15 protein-coding genes are annotated in these 18189 nt (G+C 58.9%); 9 read left to right on the plus strand and 6 right to left on the minus strand.

What is annotated here, in order from left to right:
* Positions 1-41: 41 nt before the first annotated feature.
* From garD to PQR63_RS10485, 3 genes are all read left to right on the plus strand, one after another.
* On the plus strand, positions 42-1625 hold the full coding sequence (garD, locus tag PQR63_RS10475) for a galactarate dehydratase (RefSeq protein ID WP_408167809.1): 1584 nt from the start codon (positions 42-44) through the stop codon (positions 1623-1625).
* A 93-nt stretch (positions 1626-1718) separates the two neighbouring features.
* Positions 1719-2804: a lactonase family protein gene (locus PQR63_RS10480; RefSeq protein WP_408167810.1), complete on the plus strand. Its 1086-nt coding sequence runs from the start codon at positions 1719-1721 to the stop codon at positions 2802-2804.
* 245 nt (positions 2805-3049) lie between these two features.
* Positions 3050-4789 carry a methyl-accepting chemotaxis protein gene (locus tag PQR63_RS10485; protein WP_408167811.1) on the plus strand — a complete coding sequence of 580 codons (1740 nt, stop codon included), beginning with the start codon at positions 3050-3052 and terminating at the stop codon, positions 4787-4789.
* A 297-nt stretch (positions 4790-5086) separates the two neighbouring features.
* Here the strand turns inward: PQR63_RS10485 and PQR63_RS10490 are convergent, their stop codons facing one another.
* The 6 genes from PQR63_RS10490 to imuA form a co-directional block, all read right to left on the minus strand.
* Entirely contained in the window at positions 5087-6523 is a 1437-nt protein-coding gene (locus tag PQR63_RS10490) for an aldehyde dehydrogenase family protein (protein ID WP_408167812.1), read from the minus strand.
* 103 nt (positions 6524-6626) lie between these two features.
* Positions 6627-7541, minus strand: a complete 915-nt coding sequence (kdgD, locus tag PQR63_RS10495; protein WP_408167813.1) for a 5-dehydro-4-deoxyglucarate dehydratase — start codon at positions 7539-7541, stop codon at positions 6627-6629.
* Between the two features lie 285 nt (positions 7542-7826).
* On the minus strand, positions 7827-8615 hold the full coding sequence (locus PQR63_RS10500; RefSeq protein WP_408167814.1) for a FadR/GntR family transcriptional regulator: 789 nt from the start codon (positions 8613-8615) through the stop codon (positions 7827-7829).
* A gap of 190 nt (positions 8616-8805) precedes the next feature.
* Complete coding sequence (locus tag PQR63_RS10505; RefSeq protein ID WP_408167815.1) at positions 8806-11961, minus strand: error-prone DNA polymerase; 3156 nt, start codon at positions 11959-11961, stop codon at positions 8806-8808.
* Positions 11962-11975: 14 nt separating this feature from the next.
* A complete protein-coding gene (locus tag PQR63_RS10510; RefSeq protein ID WP_408167816.1) occupies positions 11976-13436 on the minus strand; it encodes a Y-family DNA polymerase in 1461 nt (486 codons plus the stop codon).
* Positions 13366-14061, minus strand: a complete 696-nt coding sequence (gene imuA / locus PQR63_RS10515) for a translesion DNA synthesis-associated protein ImuA (RefSeq protein ID WP_408167817.1) — start codon at positions 14059-14061, stop codon at positions 13366-13368. Before imuA ends, PQR63_RS10510 begins: the two co-directional genes overlap by 71 nt.
* 187 nt (positions 14062-14248) lie before the next feature.
* On the opposite strand from imuA, the gene iscR reads away from it, so the two are divergent.
* From iscR to PQR63_RS10545, 6 genes are all read left to right on the plus strand, one after another.
* Positions 14249-14752, plus strand: a complete 504-nt coding sequence (gene iscR / locus PQR63_RS10520; RefSeq protein WP_094564528.1) for a Fe-S cluster assembly transcriptional regulator IscR — start codon at positions 14249-14251, stop codon at positions 14750-14752.
* A 16-nt stretch (positions 14753-14768) separates the two neighbouring features.
* Complete coding sequence (locus PQR63_RS10525) at positions 14769-16022, plus strand: IscS subfamily cysteine desulfurase (protein ID WP_094564527.1); 1254 nt, start codon at positions 14769-14771, stop codon at positions 16020-16022.
* Between the two features lie 64 nt (positions 16023-16086).
* The gene (iscU, locus tag PQR63_RS10530; RefSeq protein WP_007880057.1) at positions 16087-16491 is read left to right on the plus strand and encodes a Fe-S cluster assembly scaffold IscU; all 405 of its coding nucleotides are present in this window, start codon (positions 16087-16089) and stop codon (positions 16489-16491) included.
* Positions 16492-16527: 36 nt separating this feature from the next.
* The gene (gene iscA, locus PQR63_RS10535) at positions 16528-16851 is read left to right on the plus strand and encodes an iron-sulfur cluster assembly protein IscA (protein ID WP_094564526.1); all 324 of its coding nucleotides are present in this window, start codon (positions 16528-16530) and stop codon (positions 16849-16851) included.
* A gap of 199 nt (positions 16852-17050) precedes the next feature.
* Complete coding sequence (gene hscB, locus PQR63_RS10540; RefSeq protein ID WP_408167818.1) at positions 17051-17566, plus strand: Fe-S protein assembly co-chaperone HscB; 516 nt, start codon at positions 17051-17053, stop codon at positions 17564-17566.
* A 6-nt stretch (positions 17567-17572) separates the two neighbouring features.
* The gene (locus PQR63_RS10545) at positions 17573-18187 is read left to right on the plus strand and encodes a LysE family translocator (RefSeq protein WP_408167819.1); all 615 of its coding nucleotides are present in this window, start codon (positions 17573-17575) and stop codon (positions 18185-18187) included.
* The last annotated feature ends 2 nt before the right edge of the window (positions 18188-18189 follow it).

The following is an 18189-nucleotide window of genomic DNA, read 5'->3' on the forward strand; positions in this document are numbered from 1 at the left end:
TCGTTTTATCTTGTAATAAGTTGCAGCAGATGGGAATAGCCATGAGTACCGAAACACACAGCGAAGCCAGTACCAACGTCAACACGCCGCGTTATATTTTGATGCACGAGAACGACAATGTCGCCATCGTCGTCAATGACCGCGGCCTGCCCGCCGGGACAGTTTTTCCGGACGGCCTGACGCTGATCAGCCAGGTGCCGCAAGGACACAAGATCGCTTTGCGCGATATTCCCCAGGGCGAAGCCATCATCCGTTACGACGTCGCCATCGGCTATGCCGCGCGCGATATAGCCAAGGGCAGCTGGATCGAAGAATCGGTGGTAACCTTGCCGCCGGCACGCGAGCTGGACAACCTGCCGATTGCCACGCGCAAGGCTCCGGCGCTGGCTTCCGTGCCGCTGGAAGGCTATACCTTCGAAGGCTATCGCAATGCCGACGGTTCTGTCGGTACACGCAATCTGCTGGCGATCACGACCACCGTGCAGTGCGTGGCGGGGGTGGTCGAGCATGCGGTCAAGCGCATCCGCCAGGATCTGCTGCCGAAGTATCCCAATGTTGAAGACGTGGTCGCACTGGAACACACCTACGGCTGCGGCGTCGCCATCGATGCACCCAACGCCGACATACCGATCCGCACCTTGCGTAATATCAGCCTGAACCCCAACTTCGGTGGTCAGGCGATGGTGGTCAGCCTCGGCTGTGAAAAGCTGCAGCCGAACCGCTTGCTGCCGGAAAGCATCATCCCCATCCACAAGGAGGGCGAGCCTTACGTCGTCTGTTTGCAGGATTCGGAACATGTCGGCTTCAACTCGATGATCGACTCCATCCTGCACATGGCTGAAGCGCGCCTGAAAGAACTGGACAAGCGCCGCCGCGTGACTTGCCCGGCATCTGATCTGGTGGTCGGCGTGCAGTGTGGCGGCAGCGATGCTTTCTCGGGTGTGACGGCCAATCCGGCAGTAGGTTTTGCGACTGATCTGCTGGTGCGTGCAGGCGCTGCCGTGATGTTTTCGGAAGTGACGGAGGTGCGTGACGGCATCGATCAACTGACTTCGCGCGCTATCAATGCAGACGTTGCACAAGCGATGATTCGCGAGATGGACTGGTACGACAATTACCTCAAAAAGGGCGGCGTCGACCGCAGCGCGAATACCACCCCCGGCAACAAGAAGGGCGGTCTCGCCAATATCGTCGAGAAGGCCATGGGCTCCATCGTCAAGTCGGGCAGCAGCCCGATCTCAGGCGTGCTGGCTCCCGGCGACAAGCTCAAGCAAAAGGGTTTGATCTACGCCGCTACACCAGCCAGCGATTTCGTCTGCGGCACCTTGCAACTGGCTGCCGGCATGAACCTGCATATCTTTACCACCGGCCGCGGTACGCCTTACGGTCTGGCTGCGGTACCAGTGATCAAGGTTGCCACGCGCAATGATCTGGCGCGTCGTTGGCATGACTTGATGGACGTCAACGCCGGCACCATTGCCAGCGGTGAAGCGACGATTGCCGACGTCGGCTGGGAGCTGTTCCAACTGATGCTGGATGTCGCCAGCGGCCGCAAGCAGACCTGGGCCGAGAAGTGGAAGCTGCACAATGCGCTGACGCTGTTCAACCCGGCGCCGATTACCTGATTCACGTTCCGCAGCTGTACATAACAAAATCAACAAGCCTCTCGTCGATTGCTCATCGCAGGGCAGGGGCATTCTTTACCCTAAGGAGGAAGCATGAGAGTCATGAATTTCGCGCTGAAGTTGGGCGTAGCAGCAATCTTGAGCGGTTCAGTCTGTGCCGGCGTCAACGCTGCGACGATGGTGTACGTGTCCAATGCCGACAGCAAAGATATCTATGTCATGCGATTGAACAAGGACGGCAGCGTCACGCCGGTCGAGCAAGTGCAGACCGGCGGCACCGTGATGCCGCTGGCGTTCAGTCCTGATCACACGCGTCTGTATGCTTCGCTGCGCTCGCAGCCTTATTCGGTGACCACCTTTGCGGTAGACCAGCAAAGCGGCAAACTCAAGGCGCTGTCCACCGTGCCGCTGGCCGACAACATGGCCAATCTGGCGACCGACAAGACAGGCCGCTTCCTGTTTGCGGCGTCCTATACCGGCCACAAGATTTCGGTCAATCCGATCAGCGCCACCGGTCTGGTGCAGCAGCCTGCTACCGTGATCAACACCGGCAAGAATGCCCACGCAGTGGGCAGCGATCCGAAAAACAAGTTCGTCTTTGCTTCCAATCTAGGCAGCGACGTCATCCTGCAATTCAAGTTTGATGCCGCCACCGGCACACTGACACCGAACACGCCTCCGTCGGTCGCTACCAAGGCAGGCGCCGGCCCACGCCATTTCGTGTTCCATCCAAATTTGCGTTACGTGTTCTCGACCAATGAACTCGATGGCACGGTCAACACCTACGCTTACGATGCAGCGCACGGTACGCTGACCTTGCAAGGCACCGTCTCGGCAGTGCCAGCCGGATTCAAAGGCGATGCGCCGGCTGCCGCCGATATCCATCTGACACCGAATGGCCGCTTCCTGTATGCGTCCGAACGTACGTCGAGCACCTTGGCCGCTTATCGCGTCAATGCCAAGACCGGTGTGCTGACGCTGATCGGCAATGTGCCGACCGAGACCCAGCCGCGTGGTTTCAACATCGATCCGCAAGGCAGGTATCTGCTGGCTGTCGGCCAAAAATCCAATGGCCTGACCAGTTACGCCATCAATCAGAAAACCGGTGCGCTGACCCCCTTGCAGCACTACGAGCTGGGCAAGAATCCTAACTGGGTGGAGATCGTCCACTTCCCCTGAGTTGCCGGGCTTAGCCGACTTGCCTCACAGCATGGGTTCTCGATAATCCCCCGCGATGTTATGCGGGGGATTTTTCGTTGAACGTGCAAAATTGCCGATTCGGCAACGTTGTCATTGATTTTTCGCAAAAATGATGCATAAAAGCGGGCTGTCATTTCAAGCTTGTTTTAAGATGGCAAAGGCACGTCGGCGGATCAGTCGCAGCCTCGTGGAATCAACATAATCAAAATAATCAGGAGCAGGGAATGCGAAATATCACCGTTCGTTTCAGCCTCATGGGCGCATTGGCGCTATTCGCCGCCATGATCGCACTGGGCGCTGCTGTCGGCATCTTTGCGCTGGGACGTGCGAACGAATCGACCGTCATGGTGCACGACGTCACCGCGCGTGCCTTGACCATCAACGACGCATACAAGGACACCACGCGCACGCGGGCGGCATTGACCCGCGCCTACAGCGCGTTGAAAGAGCAGAACGATCAGGAGGTGAAGAGTTCGGCATTGAAGAGCGCACAGACCAGCTATGACCGTACGCTCAAACTGCTCGATGAATTCGACAAGGCTCCTGCCTTCAAAGGACAGGACGATAAACTTAAAGCCGATCTGGTCGACGCCGGCAAGCAGTTGTCGGGTGTATTGAACAAGGCTGCCGACGCCTTGCGCAATAACGATACCGCCGCCTACGCCGAGATCAACGGCCGCGACATCACTGCCAAGGGCGCCAGCTTCTCGACATTGCTGGAAAAATTCCAGAAACTCACCAAGGATCTGTCGGAAGACATCGTCGCTCAGCGCGAGCGCGAGTACAACATGGTCGTCTGGCTGGTGGTGATCGGTCTGATCGCTGCCTTGGCGCTGGTGCTGACTGTGCACTTCGTCTTGCGCGGTATTGTGTTGACGCCGCTCAATCGCGCCGTCACCTTGCTGGATCAGGTTGCCAATGGTGACCTCACCATGAAAATCGCCGATCCGGGCCGCAATGAAATCGGCCGCTTGTTTGCCTCCATCCGCAGCATGCAACAAGGTTTGCTCGACACCGTCTCGCGCGTGCGCAGCAGTACCGACATCATCAATACCGGCGCACAGGAAATCGCCGCCGGCAATCTCGACTTATCGGCGCGTACTGAAACACAAGCCAGTTCGCTGGAAGAGACTGCGGCATCGATGGAGCAATTGACCGGCACCGTGAAGCAGAATGCCGAAAACGCCCAGCAAGCCAACCAACTTGCCCATTCCGCATCCGAGACCGCAGTCAAGGGCGGCGAAGTGGTGGCGCAGGTGGTCGACACCATGAATGCGATCAACGAATCCTCCAAGAAGATCGTCGACATTATCAGCGTGATCGACGGTATCGCTTTCCAGACCAACATCCTCGCCCTGAACGCTGCGGTTGAAGCCGCGCGCGCCGGCGAGCAGGGACGTGGCTTCGCAGTCGTGGCATCAGAAGTGCGCAGCCTGGCGCAGCGTTCTGCCGCTGCCGCGAAAGAGATCAAAGGATTGATTACCGACTCGGTAGAGAAAGTCGACTCCGGCAGCCGCCTGGTTGAGCATGCCGGCAAGACCATGAGCGAAGTGGTCGAGAGCGTGCGCCGCGTCACCGACATCGTCGGCGAGATCAGCTCGGCCAGCCGCGAGCAGAGCGACGGTATCGGTCAGGTCAACAATGCCATCACGCAGATGGACGAAGTGACTCAGCAAAATGCCGCGCTGGTGGAAGAAGCCGCCGCCGCTGCGCAATCCTTGCAGACGCAGGCGGTAACGCTGGCCGATGCCGTCAGCATTTTCCGTATTGATGCCAACGCACAGGTGCTTGCACCGGCGGTGCGTCCGAGGGCGGTATCTGTTTCTGCGCCGAAGGCAATGGCTGCAGCGCCTACGCCAACTAAACCGACCTTGGCCAAGCCTGCATCGAATGCAATCGCTACATCGAAAGTTACCCCGAAGTTGTCGTCACCTGTTTCCGACGGCGACTGGGAACAGTTTTGATTCAGTAGCAACCAAACTGAACAGCGCGCCATATCGTTGGCGTTGTTCAATTGAGAGATTTTTCATCTATCGCCGTCGTCCCAGCGAACGCTGGGATCCAATGTCGTGACTGAGGTCAACAAGACGCTGGGTCCTGACTTTCGTCAGGACGACGGCTTTTTTACATCCCCTTTTTTATCTTTCGAACCCGCATAAAAAAAGCGCCGGAGCATACGCTCCGACGCTGGAAACCGCCGTTACCGGCGGCTGTGGATACCTGATGAGGTCAGGGTTCTTTACGTGGCATCGCCGGCAAAATTACGCGGCGGTGTACGAGGTCTTCACGGTGGTGTAGAACTCGGCTGCGTAAGCGCCTTGCTCGCGCGGGCCGAAGCTCGATGCCTTGCGGCCGCCAAACGGGACGTGATAATCGACGCCGGCAGTTGCCGTGTTGACCATCACCATGCCTGCTTGCGCATTGCGCTTGAAATGGGTGGCGTACTTCAGCGAGGTGGTGCAGATGCCCGACGACAGGCCGAACTCGGTGTCGTTGGCCAGTTGCAGCGCGTGTTCGTAATTGTCGGCGGGGATCACGGATGCGACCGGTCCGAAGATTTCTTCACGCGAGATGCGCATGTCGTTGTTGCAGTCGGCGAACAGCGCAGGCGTCATGTAGAAGCCATCGGTGTCGCGCTTGACGCGCTCACCGCCGAAGGCCAGGCGTGCACCTTCCTGCTTGCCGATTTCCACGTACGACAGGTTCTGGTCTAGTTGCGATTGATCGACGACCGGGCCGATGTTGGTGTCGGCAGTCAGCGCGTGACCGATCTTCAGGCCGGCCAGTTGGTTGCGTGCAGCTTCGATGAAGCGCGGGTAGATGTCTTTTTCGACGATGATACGGCTCGAGGCGGTGCAGCGCTGGCCGGTCGAGAAGAACGCGCCTTGTACGGCTGCCGTGACGGCGACGTTCAGGTCGGCATCGTTCAGGACAACCAGCGGATTCTTGCCGCCCATTTCGAGCTGGAACTTTGCCATGCGGGCGACGCAGCCTTGCGCCACGCGTGCGCCGGTCGAGACCGAACCGGTGAAGGTCAGGGCGGTGACGCGACGGTCGTCGATGAAGCGCTGGCCGACCACCGAACCACGGCCCATCACGAGATTGAACACGCCGGCCGGGATACCGGAGCGGCTGATGATGTCGGCAATCGCCCACGCGCTGCCAGGCACCAGTTCAGCCGGCTTGAAGACGACGGTGTTGCCGTAGGCCAGTGCCGGTGCAATCTTCCATGCGGGGATTGCCATCGGGAAATTCCATGGTGCGATGATGCCGACTACACCGACCGGTTCACGGGTGATTTCGATGTCCATGCCGGGACGCACGGATGCCAGTTTCTGGCCCTGGATACGCAGCACTTCGGCAGCGAAGAATTTGAAAATATTGCCGGCGCGGCCCGCTTCGCCGATACCTTCGGCCAGGGTCTTGCCTTCTTCACGTGACAGCAGACGGCCGAGTTCTTCCTTGCGCGCCAGAATTTCAGAGCCGATCTTGTCCAGTGCGTCGGAACGCGCCTGGATATTGCCGACGCTCCATGCAGGGAAAGCGGCGTGCGCTGCGGCGATGGCGATGTCGGCTTGTGCTGCGTCGGCTTGTGCGTACTCGCCGATGATGTCGGTCAGGTCAGACGGGTTGACGTTCTTGTTGATGCTGGCGCCTTGCAGCCATTCACCGTTGATGTAGTTCGCGAATTGAGTCATCGATTTCTCCTGGATGTGGAAGCCAAAACTGACCGCGGGACGAATCCGGCGGTCAGTCGAGAGGTTTAGTTAGTTATTGTGTCGTGCAATTTCGGCGCTTCAATTACTGAGGTCCCAGACGCTTGATCAGCGCGGCCAGTTCTTCGTGCTCGGCTTCGGTGCAAGCGGTCAGCGGTGTGCGGACCGGGCCTGCATCGTGACCGACAACCTTGGCGCCGGCCTTGACGATACTCACTGCATAGCCGGCCTTGCGATTGCGGATAGCCAGGTATGGCAGGAAGAATTCGTCGATCAGCTTGCCGACGGTGGCGTGGTCTTCCTTGGCGATGGCGTGGTAGAAGTCCATCGCTGTCTTCGGGATGAAGTTGAACACGGCCGACGAGTAGACCGGCACGCCCAGCGCCTTGTAAGCAGCTGCGTAGACTTCCGCAGTCGGCAGGCCGCCGAGATAGGTGAAGCGATCGCCCAGACGGCGGCGAATCGTGACCATGGATTCGATTTCACCGACGCCGTCCTTGAAACCGATCAGGTTAGGGCAGCGCTCGGCCAGGCGTTCCAGCATGTCGGCGTTGAGCTTGCAGACGCCACGGTTGTAAATGATGACGCCGAACTTGACCGATTTGCAGACGGCTTCAACGTGGTCGGCGATACCGTCCTGGCTGGCTTCTGTCAGGTAATGTGGCATCAGCAGGATGCCGTGTGCACCCAGGCGTTCGGCTTCTTGTGCGTAAGCGATCGCAGCGCGGGTAGCGCCACCGGCGCCGGCGATGATAGGCACCTTGCCTTTGCAGGTTTCCACCGCAGTGCGGATGATGTCCGAGTATTCGCCCGGCACCAGCGAGAAGAACTCACCTGTACCACCGGCTGCGAACAGCGCGCTGGCGCCGTAAGGGGCTAACCATTCCAGACGTTCGATATAGGTCTTTGGACGGAAGTCGCCTTGCTCGTCGAAGTCGGTCAGCGGGAAGGAGAGCAGGCCGGCGGAAAGAATCTGTTTCAGGTCTTGTGGTGTGTACATGTCAGTAGGTGCCAGGTGATGAAGTTAAAAATGCCGTCGCGCTTGATCACAAATTCCGAACATAGTCAGCGCTTCTGGATGGAACTTGTTCTTAAGCGTCTTAAGATATCAGTCATCGTACAACATGAATTAAGAGAAAGCCAGCAGTTTTTACTGCCGACTGACGTTACGTTGGATTTTGTGTTGATTTGCCTGGTTCTAGCGTGGTTCTGGGCTGAGGTGCGTTATCAGTTTGTTGCGATCGTGCAGGGCAATTCAGGAATACGTCGTTGCGTTGCTGCGCTGTCAGGTAGCCGATGGCTCCGACGCCTTTTGTGCATCTGCCGCCGACTCGGCTGCTTCCTGCGCACGGCGCAGGCGCTCGCGGCTATTGGTCAGGTGGTTGCGCATGGCCGCGCGCGCCGCTTCGGTGTCGCGGCGGGCGATGGCTTCGTAGATGTCTTCGTGCTCACGCTGCACACGGTCCAGGTAGCTGGCTTGCGGGTCGCGTGCCAGTTCAGCCGTGTTCAGGCGTTTGCGCGGAATCACGCCGGCGCCGAGGTGGCTCAGGATCTCAATGAAATAGCGGTTGCCGGTGGCGGTGGCGATCTGGAAGTGGAAGCGGAAGTCGGGGCCGACGGTGTCGTTGCCCTTTTTCAGGTTCTCGTGGAAGGCGTCGAGCGCCTGGCGGATTTCCAGCAATTGCGCGTCGGTGCGGCGTGCGGCGGCCAGACCGGCGGTTTCGGTTTCCAGGCTGATGCGCAGTTCCAGCAGCGCCAGCAGATCCTTCATCGTGGTGATGGTGGCCGGATCGATATTGATGTTGCCGGCCTTTTGCGCCTCCAGCACGAAGGTGCCGATGCCATGCCGTGTTTCCACCAGTCCGGCAGCCTGCAGACGCGAAATCGCTTCGCGCACCACGGTGCGGCTGACGCCCTGGGTGAGCATGATTTCGGACTCGGTCGGCAGTTTCTCTCCCGGCTTGATGGCGCCGCTGGAGATCATTTCAGAAATCGCGCCAACCACTTCCTGAGACAGGCTCTGGGTCTTCTTGCGTGGGCGCATCAGCGGGCTGGGGGTCTCGTTAACTTCCATTTTTATAGGTCGATATGTATGAAGTACTTCGCACGGAACCGCATTCGGATGAACGCGGCGGGCCTGCAAAAAGATATGAGACATCTTACCAGAGGATGACTGGGTTTCGTACCCTTGATGCGGACTTAAATGGCCTTGGAGCCGCGTTGCGACAGGGTTTGAAGAGATTTTTTGGCTTTTTCCGACGGGTTCAGCAGAAATCCCGGCTGCCGACGTGGATTTCACCCAGCAGATGGGACATATCCACTAAGCGTTTTGCCACCAGATGCTGCACGCCCGCGTGGGTTTGCCAGATGCCGTAGACGCCGAGCAGGGAGGCGTTGAGGACTTCGTTGCGCTGCTTTTCCACCAGCGAGGGCCAGAGGATGACGTTGGTGGAGCCGGTTTCGTCTTCGATGGTGATGAACAGCACGCCCTTGGCGGTGCCGGGACGCTGGCGTACCGTGACAATGCCGCAGCCGCGCGCGAACTGGCCGTCCTGAAAGGTCGTCATGACGTCGTGCGGCAGGAACTTATGCTTGGTCAGTATGGGACGCAGCAAGGCGAGCGGATGGCGTTTGAGCGTCAGGCCGGCGCTGCGGTAATCGGCGACGATGTCTTCTGCTTCGGACGGCGCCGGCAGGCGCAGGATCTCTTCGCGTGAGGGGGCTGTATGCAGCAGATCTTTGGCTGGGGCGGCATCGAGCGCTTGCCACAAGGCTTCGCGGCGATGGCCGCTGAGTGCGACCAGTGCGTTGCCGGCGGCGAGTGCCTGCAGGGTGTGTTTGTCGAGCCGGGCGCGGCGGGCCAGGTCTTGCAAGTCGGAAAACGTCTCTTCATGGCGCGCACGTTCGATGCGCAAGGCGGCTTCTTCTTTCATGCTGCCGAGCAGGGACAGGCCGAGCCGCACGGCAGGACGGATGTCGGGGTGTGCGGGATCGAAGTTTTCCAGCGTGCTGTCCCAGTTGCTGTGCATGACGTCGGCCGGCAGCACGCGTACGCCGTGACGGCGCGCGTCCTGGATCAGTTGCGACGGTGAATAGAAACCCATGGGCTGGCTGTTGAGCAGCGAGCAGAGGAAAGCTTCCGGCTCGTGGCATTTGAGCCAACTGCTGGCGTAGGCAAGGATGGCGAAGCTGGCTGCATGGCTTTCGGGGAAGCCATATTCGCCGAAACCTTTGATCTGTTTGAAGATGGCATTGGCAAAATCTTTTTCATAGCCGCGATCAAGCATGCCTTGCACCAGTTTGTGTTCGTGCTTTTCCAGTCCGCCTTTGCGTTTCCACGCGGCCATGGCGCGTCGCAAATCATCTGCTTCGCCCGGTGTGAAACCAGCGGCGAGCACGGCGATCTGCATCACTTGTTCCTGAAAGATGGGCACGCCGCGCGTGCGTTCCAAAGCTTGCCGCAGGATTTCCTTGGGATAGGTTTCCGGTTCCAGTCCTTGGCGGCGGCGTAAGAAGGGATGCACCATGCCGCCCTGAATCGGTCCGGGGCGGACGATGGCGACTTGCACGACAAGGTCGTAGAACTCTCGCGGCTTCAGGCGCGGCAGCATGCTCATCTGCGCGCGGCTTTCGATCTGGAAGACGCCGATGGTGTCGGCCTTGCAGATCATGTCATAGGTAACGGGATCTTCGGCGGGAATGTCTTGCATGCGGAAGACATTCCCGCGCCGTTTGGCGACCAGTTCCAGCGCGCGGCGCAAGGCTGACAGCATGCCCAGCGCCAGCACATCCACCTTGAGCAGACCGAGTGATTCGAGATCGTCCTTGTCCCACTGGATGACCGAGCGGTCGGGCATGGCGGCGTTTTCAATCGGCACCAGGCGCGAGAGCTTGTCGCGTGCGATGACGAAGCCGCCGCTGTGCTGCGACAGATGGCGCGGGAAGTTCATCAGTTGCAAGGACAGGATGGCCCATTGATGGGCAATGGGAGATTCCGGATCGAGGCCGCATTCGGCGAAACGCTGCATCATGTTGTAGCGGTCGTCGAACCATTGATGCGACTTGGCAACCTTGTCGACAATGGAGGCGTCGACTCCCAGCGCTTTGCCGACGTCGCGCAGCACGCCGCGCGGACGGTAGGTGTGGACGGCGGCGGCGATGGCGGCGCGCATGCGGCCGTATTTGCGATAGATGTATTGGATGACTTCTTCACGCCGCTGGTGTTCGAAATCGACGTCGATGTCCGGCGGTTCGCCGCGCTCCTTGCTGATGAAGCGTTCGAACAGCATGACCGAGCGCGTCGGGTCGACTTCGGTCACACCGAGGCAGTAGCAAACCACGGAGTTCGCGGCCGAACCTCGCCCCTGACGCAGGATGCCGTTGTCTTTGGCAAAGCGTACGATGTCGTAGACCGTGAGGAAGTAAGGCTCGTAGGCCATGTCGTTGATCAGTGTGAGTTCGTGCTCGATCTGATCGGTGACTTTTTGCGGGATGCCGGAGGGGTAGCGCAGGTGCGCGCCGAGAAATACTTCCTGACGCAGATAGCCGGCGGGCGTCTGGCCTTCGGGAACCAGTTCTTCGGGATATTCGTAGCGCAGTTCGTCAAGTTTGAAGGTGCATTGAGCCGCGATGCGAAGTGTTTCGGCGAGTGCCGCTGCAGAAAAAATATTCGCCAGCCGCAGGCGTGAACGAAGATGCTGTTCCGCATTGGGCGCGAGCTCGTAGCCGCAGTCGCCGACCGCCTTGCCAAGACGTATTGCCGTCAGCGTGTCTTGCAGGAATTTGCGTGAACGCACGTGCATGTTGACCTCGCCGATGGCGGTGACCGGCAGGTCGTGGCGGGTGGCGGCTTCTTGAATAACACCGCGATGCAGTTGATCGTAAGGGCGATACAGCTGCGTTAGTCCAAGCCAGGCGCGCTGCGGGAAGGTGCGCGCCAACCAGGCAGCTTGCTGTTCCAGCATAGTTGCATCGGCAGGATAATGCGGTGCCAGGATCAGCAGGCAATCGGGCAGACCGCGCAGATGTGCGTGCGATACCTGTGGCGCCGAAAAATCATTGATGTCGATACGATAGCTGCCCTTGTCGGCGCGTGTGCGGCCGAGTGTGATCAGTTCGGACAGGTTGCCGTAGCCTTCCCGATTCCGGGCCAGTGCGATCAGGGTCATGGGCGGTTTTCCGGTTTCCCATTCGATGCGAAAGCAGGAGCCGATGATGAGTTTGAGGTCCGCTTTTTTTGCTTCCATATGCGCGCGCACCACGCCGGCCAGCGAGCATTCATCGGTGACGGCAAGCGCGGTGTAGCCGAGTTGCACGGCGCGCGCGGCGAGTTCTTCCGCGTGCGAGGCGCCCTCCAGAAAGCTGAAATTGGACAGGCAGAACAGTTCGGCGTAGTCAGGAATGGATGAGGTGTCGGACATGATTTTTTCTCGCATCATCCAAACATGCCGTGCAAATACCAATGCGGTTCGACACCGTCGACATCCCCAATGCGCTCGCGATAAATCCAGTAAAGGCAGTGATCGGCTCCTTCGGCAATGTAATAGTCGCGTGTCACCAGGTCGCCGTTCCACCAGCCTGCTTCGATACGTTCCGGCGGCGAGACGGGGCGCAGGCGCGAACCGTAATAGGGACGATGCTGGCGCATGGTCAAGGCAATCGGTTTATCCAGCAGCCATGTAGGGCGCGGCGGCAACGGACGCTCTTGCAGCGGAGCGGCGGCATCCATGACGGAACACCATCGATTGGCTTGTTCCGGCCGGTAGTCGGCGAGCGGGGCGGCGTGCAAGACATTATCCGCACCCAGTCGCGCGACCAGCAGTTCTATCAGGCGCTTGTGGTCTTCCGGCGAGCCTCCGGGTTCGGGAAACAGATTGTCGCTGGCCGGCGCCATGGGTTCGGTTTGCGCCGCTTCCAGCACGACGGCGATGATGGGGGCGGTAATTTCCAGCCGCGCCAGGCGTTCTTTAAGCAGCCTGATCAGGTGCGCGTCTTGCCAGGTCGGTTCGGCCAGCATGAGTTCGATGGTCGTGGGAGCGACTGCCTGGCGGCCGCGTTCGTGTTCAAGTTGGACACGAACTTGCGTGACGGCCAGATGGCGCGCCGTCAGCCAGCCGCAGAGTTGAGTGAGCAGGGCCTGGACGGTGTATTGGGCGGCGTCAGCGTGTTCGATGCGTTCGCTTAATTCAATGCGTTGCCGAAAGCTGGGCGGCACTTCGAGCCAGGCGTGCAATTCCGGTGCATCGCCATAGGCGCAGTCTAGTGCATCCAGCATGTGCGTGTCGCCGCGCCGTTGCAAACCGGCGCGCGGCAGGCGGCGCAGGTCGGCCAGCGTGCGGCAGCCGATGCCGGAGAGCCAGTCGAGATAAGGCAGCGCTGCCGGTAATGTAGCGACCGGCAGGCGGCCGAGATGCCGGTGCAGGCGATGTTGTTTCAACGTCCGGGCGCCGGTGTGTCGGGCGAGTAAAGCGGCGCCGTTGGCAGTCGGTGCGCAACTGATGACGGCGCTCAGACCGAGTTGCCGGACGGTGGCGCGCACGCGGCGACATAAAACGCGGATGCCGCCGAACAGGCTCAGACTGGCGCCGATGTCGAGCAGGATGGTGGATTCTTCCGCGAAGCTGGCCTGCGGGGTGTATTGCAGCAAGGCGATGGCGGTGCCGAACAATGTCTGTGCCTCGCGATCGGAAGCGCGCTCGTGCATAAGCGCTTTGGGGAGCAGCGCCAGCACGCCGCCGCGGCGCATGCCGATACGCACGCCGGCTTCGCAGGCGCATTGCGAAGCCGCCATGACGCGGGTGTGCTCCAGCACGACGGCAGAGACTTCATCCGACCAGTTCGGATGAAACACTTCCAACGACAGCAGGGGCAGATGTACGGCGATCCACAGGCGCATGATGCAAAAGATTCAGAGAGGGCAAAGAAATAAACAAGGGCGTGTCACGCTGCGGTCCGCGGCGTTTGACGAAACTGACTTCAATGCCGCCGGCTGCGGCTGCCAGCGACAAACGTAGTGGGGCCGGCGAAGCATCCTGCGCACAACTGAGCGGACGCAGCATGACGAACAGGGTGCTGCCGGTTTGCGCCGCCAGATGCAAGCGGCGCAGGCTGTCCTTGCGCATGTGCCGCTGCCAGAACAGCAGCGCGGCGCAACTGCCGGATTTCAATATCTGTTCAGCGGCCCAGGCGGCATCGGCGCTGGTGGCGGCACGCACCGACAGCAGCCGCGCGGCGTCGACACCGATCTGGCGCCAGCCGATGGCTTGCGGTGCATGCGGCGTCTGCACCAATGCGATGCGGCGCGGCGACAGGGATTGGAGTGCCGGACCCAGCAGGCGCAGTTCGCCGACGCCGGGTTGCGGCAGCAGCAAGTCGATCAGCGCGCCGGTCGGCCAGCCTTGCCCGGGGAGCTCTTTAGACAGCGCATCAAATCCGGTATCGAGTCCGCGCACCGTGCTGCGGGCAAGCTGTGAAGCGAGCCAGAGCGAGGCGTGAATACTTTGAGGAAGAGGCGCGGACATGAGCAAGTTTCGAAATACGTGTACTGTATAAATATACAGTAATTGTCGTGCTCCGGCGATCTTGATCGGGTGAGGTTTCTGCGGGTTTTGCAGTACCTGACAAGATTACTCAAGTTTGATATACTTGACGTAAATATTCGGGAATTCAGGGAGTGGTTCTGAAAACTGTTTCTGGAGTCGAGATTTCATGCGATTAACTACTAAAGGCCGTTTTGCTGTGACAGCAATGATTGACTTGGCGTTGCGCCATGGCAATGGACCCGTCACGTTGTCCGCCATCAGCGAGAGGCAGGAAATTTCTTTATCATATCTGGAGCAGTTGTTCGGCAAATTGCGACGCCACCAGATCGTTGAGTCCGTGCGCGGACCCGGCGGCGGTTACAACCTGGCGCGCAAAGCAGGTGATGTGTCGGTTGCCGACATCATCATCGCCGTCGATGAACCCCTGGATGCAACGCAATGCGGCGGCAAGGAAAATTGCCATAGCGTCACCCACCCCGGTGGCACGCGCTGCATGACGCACGACCTGTGGTCGACGCTGAATGAAAAGATGGTCGAATATCTCGACTCGGTCTCCTTGCAAGACCTGGTTGACCAGCAGCACCAGAAAGAACAGAAGCAGCCGGAACACAGAACTCTCGGCACTGAACAAAGCGTGGTTGTCATGCACCGCCCTCACGCAGCGGTTTGATTGGAGCTAGAACAAAATGAATGCACCTCTGGAAAAAAGCCTGTTGGACACCATCAAGGCGCCGCATTTTCCAATTTATCTGGATTACTCGGCAACCACGCCGGTCGACCCGCGCGTGGCCGACAAGATGATTCCGTACCTGCGCGAGCAGTTCGGTAATCCTGCGTCGCGCAGCCACATGTATGGCTGGACCGCAGAGAAGGCCGTGGAAGATGCACGCGAAGAAGTCGCCAAATTGGTCAACGCGGATTCGCGCGAAATCATCTGGACTTCCGGCGCGACCGAAAGCAACAACCTGGCAATCAAGGGTGCTGCGCAGTTCTACAAGACCAAGGGTAAGCACATCATCACGGTCAAGACCGAGCACAAGGCTGTGCTGGATACTTTCCGCGAACTGGAGCGCCAAGGTTTCGAGGCGACTTACCTGCAACCGCAAGACAATGGTCTGGTAACTGTCGAGCAAATCGCCGCAGCCGTGCGTCCCGACACCATCCTGATCTCGGTCATGCTGGTCAACAACGAAATCGGTGTTATCCAGCCTGTGCCTGAAATCGGCGAATTCTGCCGTTCTAAGGGCATCATTTTCCACTGCGACGCTGCGCAGGCAACCGGCAAGGTCAAGATCGATCTGGAAAACTGGAAAGTCGACCTGATGAGCTTCTCGGCGCACAAGACTTACGGTCCCAAGGGTATCGGCGCGCTGTACGTTCGCCGCAAACCACGTGTGCGTATCGAAGCGCAGATCCACGGCGGTGGTCACGAGCGCGGTCTGCGTTCCGGCACACTGGCAACGCACCAGATCGTCGGCATGGGCGAAGCCTTCCGCATCGCCCGCGAAGAAATGGAAACCGAACTGGCCCACATTCGCGCCATGCGCGATCGTCTGGCCAAGGGTTTGCAAGAGATCGAAGAAACCTATATCAACGGCGACATGGAACACCGTGTGCCGCACAACCTGAACGTCAGCTTCAACTACGTCGAAGGCGAATCCCTGATCATGGCGATCAAGGACATCGCGGTCTCGTCCGGCTCGGCTTGCACCTCGGCCAGCCTGGAACCGTCGTATGTGTTGCGCGCCCTGGGCCGCAGCGACGAACTGGCGCATAGCTCGATTCGTTTTACCATCGGCCGTTTCACAACCGAAGAAGATATCGACTTCACCATTGATCTGATCAAGAGCAAAGTCGGTAAGCTGCGCGAATTGTCGCCGCTGTGGGATATGTACAAGGACGGGATCGACATCAGCACGATCCAATGGGCTGCACACTAATATCGCGAAAATGAAAACCGCCCCCATATAGAACGCAGGGGCGACCTCATCAAGGAGCATCAAAATGTCTTACTCGGAAAAAGTACTCGATCACTACGAAAACCCACGTAACGTCGGCGCCTTCGAAAAGGGCGACGAGACCGTAGGCACGGGTATGGTCGGCGCGCCCGCTTGCGGCGACGTCATGAAGTTGCAAATCAAGGTCGGCGCTGACGGCGTGATTCAGGACGCCAAGTTCAAAACCTACGGTTGCGGTTCGGCGATTGCTTCGTCGTCGCTGGTGACTGAATGGGTCAAGGGCAAGACATTGGATCAAGCCTTGTCGATCAAGAACACCCAGATCGCTGAAGAACTGGCGTTGCCGCCGGTGAAGATCCACTGCTCCATCCTGGCAGAAGACGCCATCAAGGCTGCGGTGCAAGACTACAAAGCCAAGCACGGCAGCGTTGAGCAAAAGGCTGCGGCTTAATTCAAGTCGCAAGCGAAGCGAAAGAGGGCAGGCATCATGGCAATCACACTGACTGAAAAAGCTGCAAAACACATCAGCCGCTACATGGAACGTCGCGGCAAAGGTCTCGGCTTGCGCCTTGGCGTGCGCACAACCGGCTGCTCCGGTCTGGCTTACAAGCTGGAATATGTGGACGAAGAAACACCAGAAGATCAGATGTTTGAATCGCGCGGCATTCGCGTCTATGTGGATCCCAAGAGCTTGCCGTACATCGACGGCACTGAATTGGATTTTGCGCGTGAAGGCCTGAACGAAGGCTTCAAGTTCCAGAATCCGAACATGAAGGACGAATGCGGTTGCGGCGAAAGCTTCCGTATCTGATCTCATGATCACCACCGCGATGTCGGCACAGCGATGTGCGACATCACGGCGGCGATTGAAACTGATCACATGTCTAGTGCTTAGCCAGAATCGCGTTGTATCGTTCAGCGATAGCCTCTGAAGAGTAGTTCTGCCAAGCCTGTTGAAGTCCGAACAGGCTTTTTATTTTTTGTTCATCTGAACAATCTTTGCACAACGTATGCAAAATCACTTCGCACTTTTCCAATTGCCGCAACGCTTTGCCGTCGATCAGACTGCGTTGGAAAAGGCGTACCATGGCGTGCAGAATCAGGCGCATCCGGACAAGTTTGCCAATGCGACCGGCGCCGAGAAGCGCGTTGCCATGCAATGGGCCACACGCGCCAACGAAGCCTACCAGACGCTCAAAAATCCCCTCAAGCGCGCCTCCTATCTGTGCGAGCTTAATGGCGTCGATCTTCAAACTGAATCCAATACGTCCATGCCGCCGGCATTCCTGATGCAGCAAATGGAATGGCGTGAAGAGCTCGACGATGCGCGTGCAGGCAAGAATATCGACGCGCTCGAGCAGCTTGATGGTGCCTTGCGCAGCGGGAAGAAAGACACCGTCGCCCGTATCGAAACGCTGCTCGACGCGAATGACTTCACTGGTGCCGCCCAACTGGTGCGCCAACTGATGTTCCTTGAAAAATTCGGCGAAGAGATCGGCAATACCTTCGCCCTGATCGAAGGTTGATGCGCTATGCCTGACGTGTTCCTGTTTCTGATTGCTGCCATGATGCTGACCCTTGCTCCTGGACCGGACAATATTTACGTACTCACACGCGGCATCGCGCAGGGGCGTAAGGCCGGTCTGGTTGCAGCACTCGGTTTTGCTTCTGGATTGTTCTTTCATACCTTGCTGGCAGTGCTCGGCTTTGCCGCCATCATCAAGGCGTATCCGGCCGCTTATCACGCCCTGCAATACGCGGGCGCGGCGTATCTGGTCTATCTCGGCGTCCGCACCTTGCGCTCTGCTGCGTCGATGTCACTGGATGCGACCATGACGCCGGTCAGCCTGTCGCGCATTTACTGGCAAAGCGTAATCGCCAATATTCTCAATCCCAAGGTGACGCTGTTTTTTATCGCCTTCCTGCCGCAATTCGTCAACGTGCACGCCGGTCATGTGGCCTGGCAGATGCTGTTGCTGGCAGTGGTGTTCATTCTTCAGGCGCTGGCAATTTTCAGCGCGATTGCGTTTTTCTCCGGCATCGTCGGCGCGTATTTCAAGCGTCAGGCGCGTGCCGCTCTCTATTTGAACAGGCTTGCCGGCTGTGCGTTTGTGGGACTGGGTATCCGCATCGCCTTGCCGGAATAAAT

Source organism: Herbaspirillum rhizosphaerae, assembly GCF_046025915.1.
Lineage (GTDB): Bacteria > Pseudomonadota > Gammaproteobacteria > Burkholderiales > Burkholderiaceae_D > Herbaspirillum > Herbaspirillum rhizosphaerae_A.

Coding starts and splice junctions, on each gene's coding strand:
- hscB (WP_408167818.1), top strand. CDS start 17,051: ATGCAAAATCACTTCGCACTTTTCCAATTGCCGCAACGCTTTGCCGTC.
- PQR63_RS10525 (WP_094564527.1), top strand. CDS start 14,769: ATGAATGCACCTCTGGAAAAAAGCCTGTTGGACACCATCAAGGCGCCG.
- iscU (WP_007880057.1), top strand. CDS start 16,087: ATGTCTTACTCGGAAAAAGTACTCGATCACTACGAAAACCCACGTAAC.
- iscR (WP_094564528.1), top strand. CDS start 14,249: ATGCGATTAACTACTAAAGGCCGTTTTGCTGTGACAGCAATGATTGAC.
- PQR63_RS10510 (WP_408167816.1), bottom strand. CDS start 13,436: ATGCGCCTGTGGATCGCCGTACATCTGCCCCTGCTGTCGTTGGAAGTG.
- iscA (WP_094564526.1), top strand. CDS start 16,528: ATGGCAATCACACTGACTGAAAAAGCTGCAAAACACATCAGCCGCTAC.
- imuA (WP_408167817.1), bottom strand. CDS start 14,061: ATGTCCGCGCCTCTTCCTCAAAGTATTCACGCCTCGCTCTGGCTCGCT.
- PQR63_RS10480 (WP_408167810.1), top strand. CDS start 1,719: ATGAGAGTCATGAATTTCGCGCTGAAGTTGGGCGTAGCAGCAATCTTG.
- PQR63_RS10505 (WP_408167815.1), bottom strand. CDS start 11,961: ATGTCCGACACCTCATCCATTCCTGACTACGCCGAACTGTTCTGCCTG.
- PQR63_RS10490 (WP_408167812.1), bottom strand. CDS start 6,523: ATGACTCAATTCGCGAACTACATCAACGGTGAATGGCTGCAAGGCGCC.
- kdgD (WP_408167813.1), bottom strand. CDS start 7,541: ATGTACACACCACAAGACCTGAAACAGATTCTTTCCGCCGGCCTGCTC.
- PQR63_RS10485 (WP_408167811.1), top strand. CDS start 3,050: ATGCGAAATATCACCGTTCGTTTCAGCCTCATGGGCGCATTGGCGCTA.
- PQR63_RS10500 (WP_408167814.1), bottom strand. CDS start 8,615: ATGGAAGTTAACGAGACCCCCAGCCCGCTGATGCGCCCACGCAAGAAG.
- garD (WP_408167809.1), top strand. CDS start 42: ATGAGTACCGAAACACACAGCGAAGCCAGTACCAACGTCAACACGCCG.
- PQR63_RS10545 (WP_408167819.1), top strand. CDS start 17,573: ATGCCTGACGTGTTCCTGTTTCTGATTGCTGCCATGATGCTGACCCTT.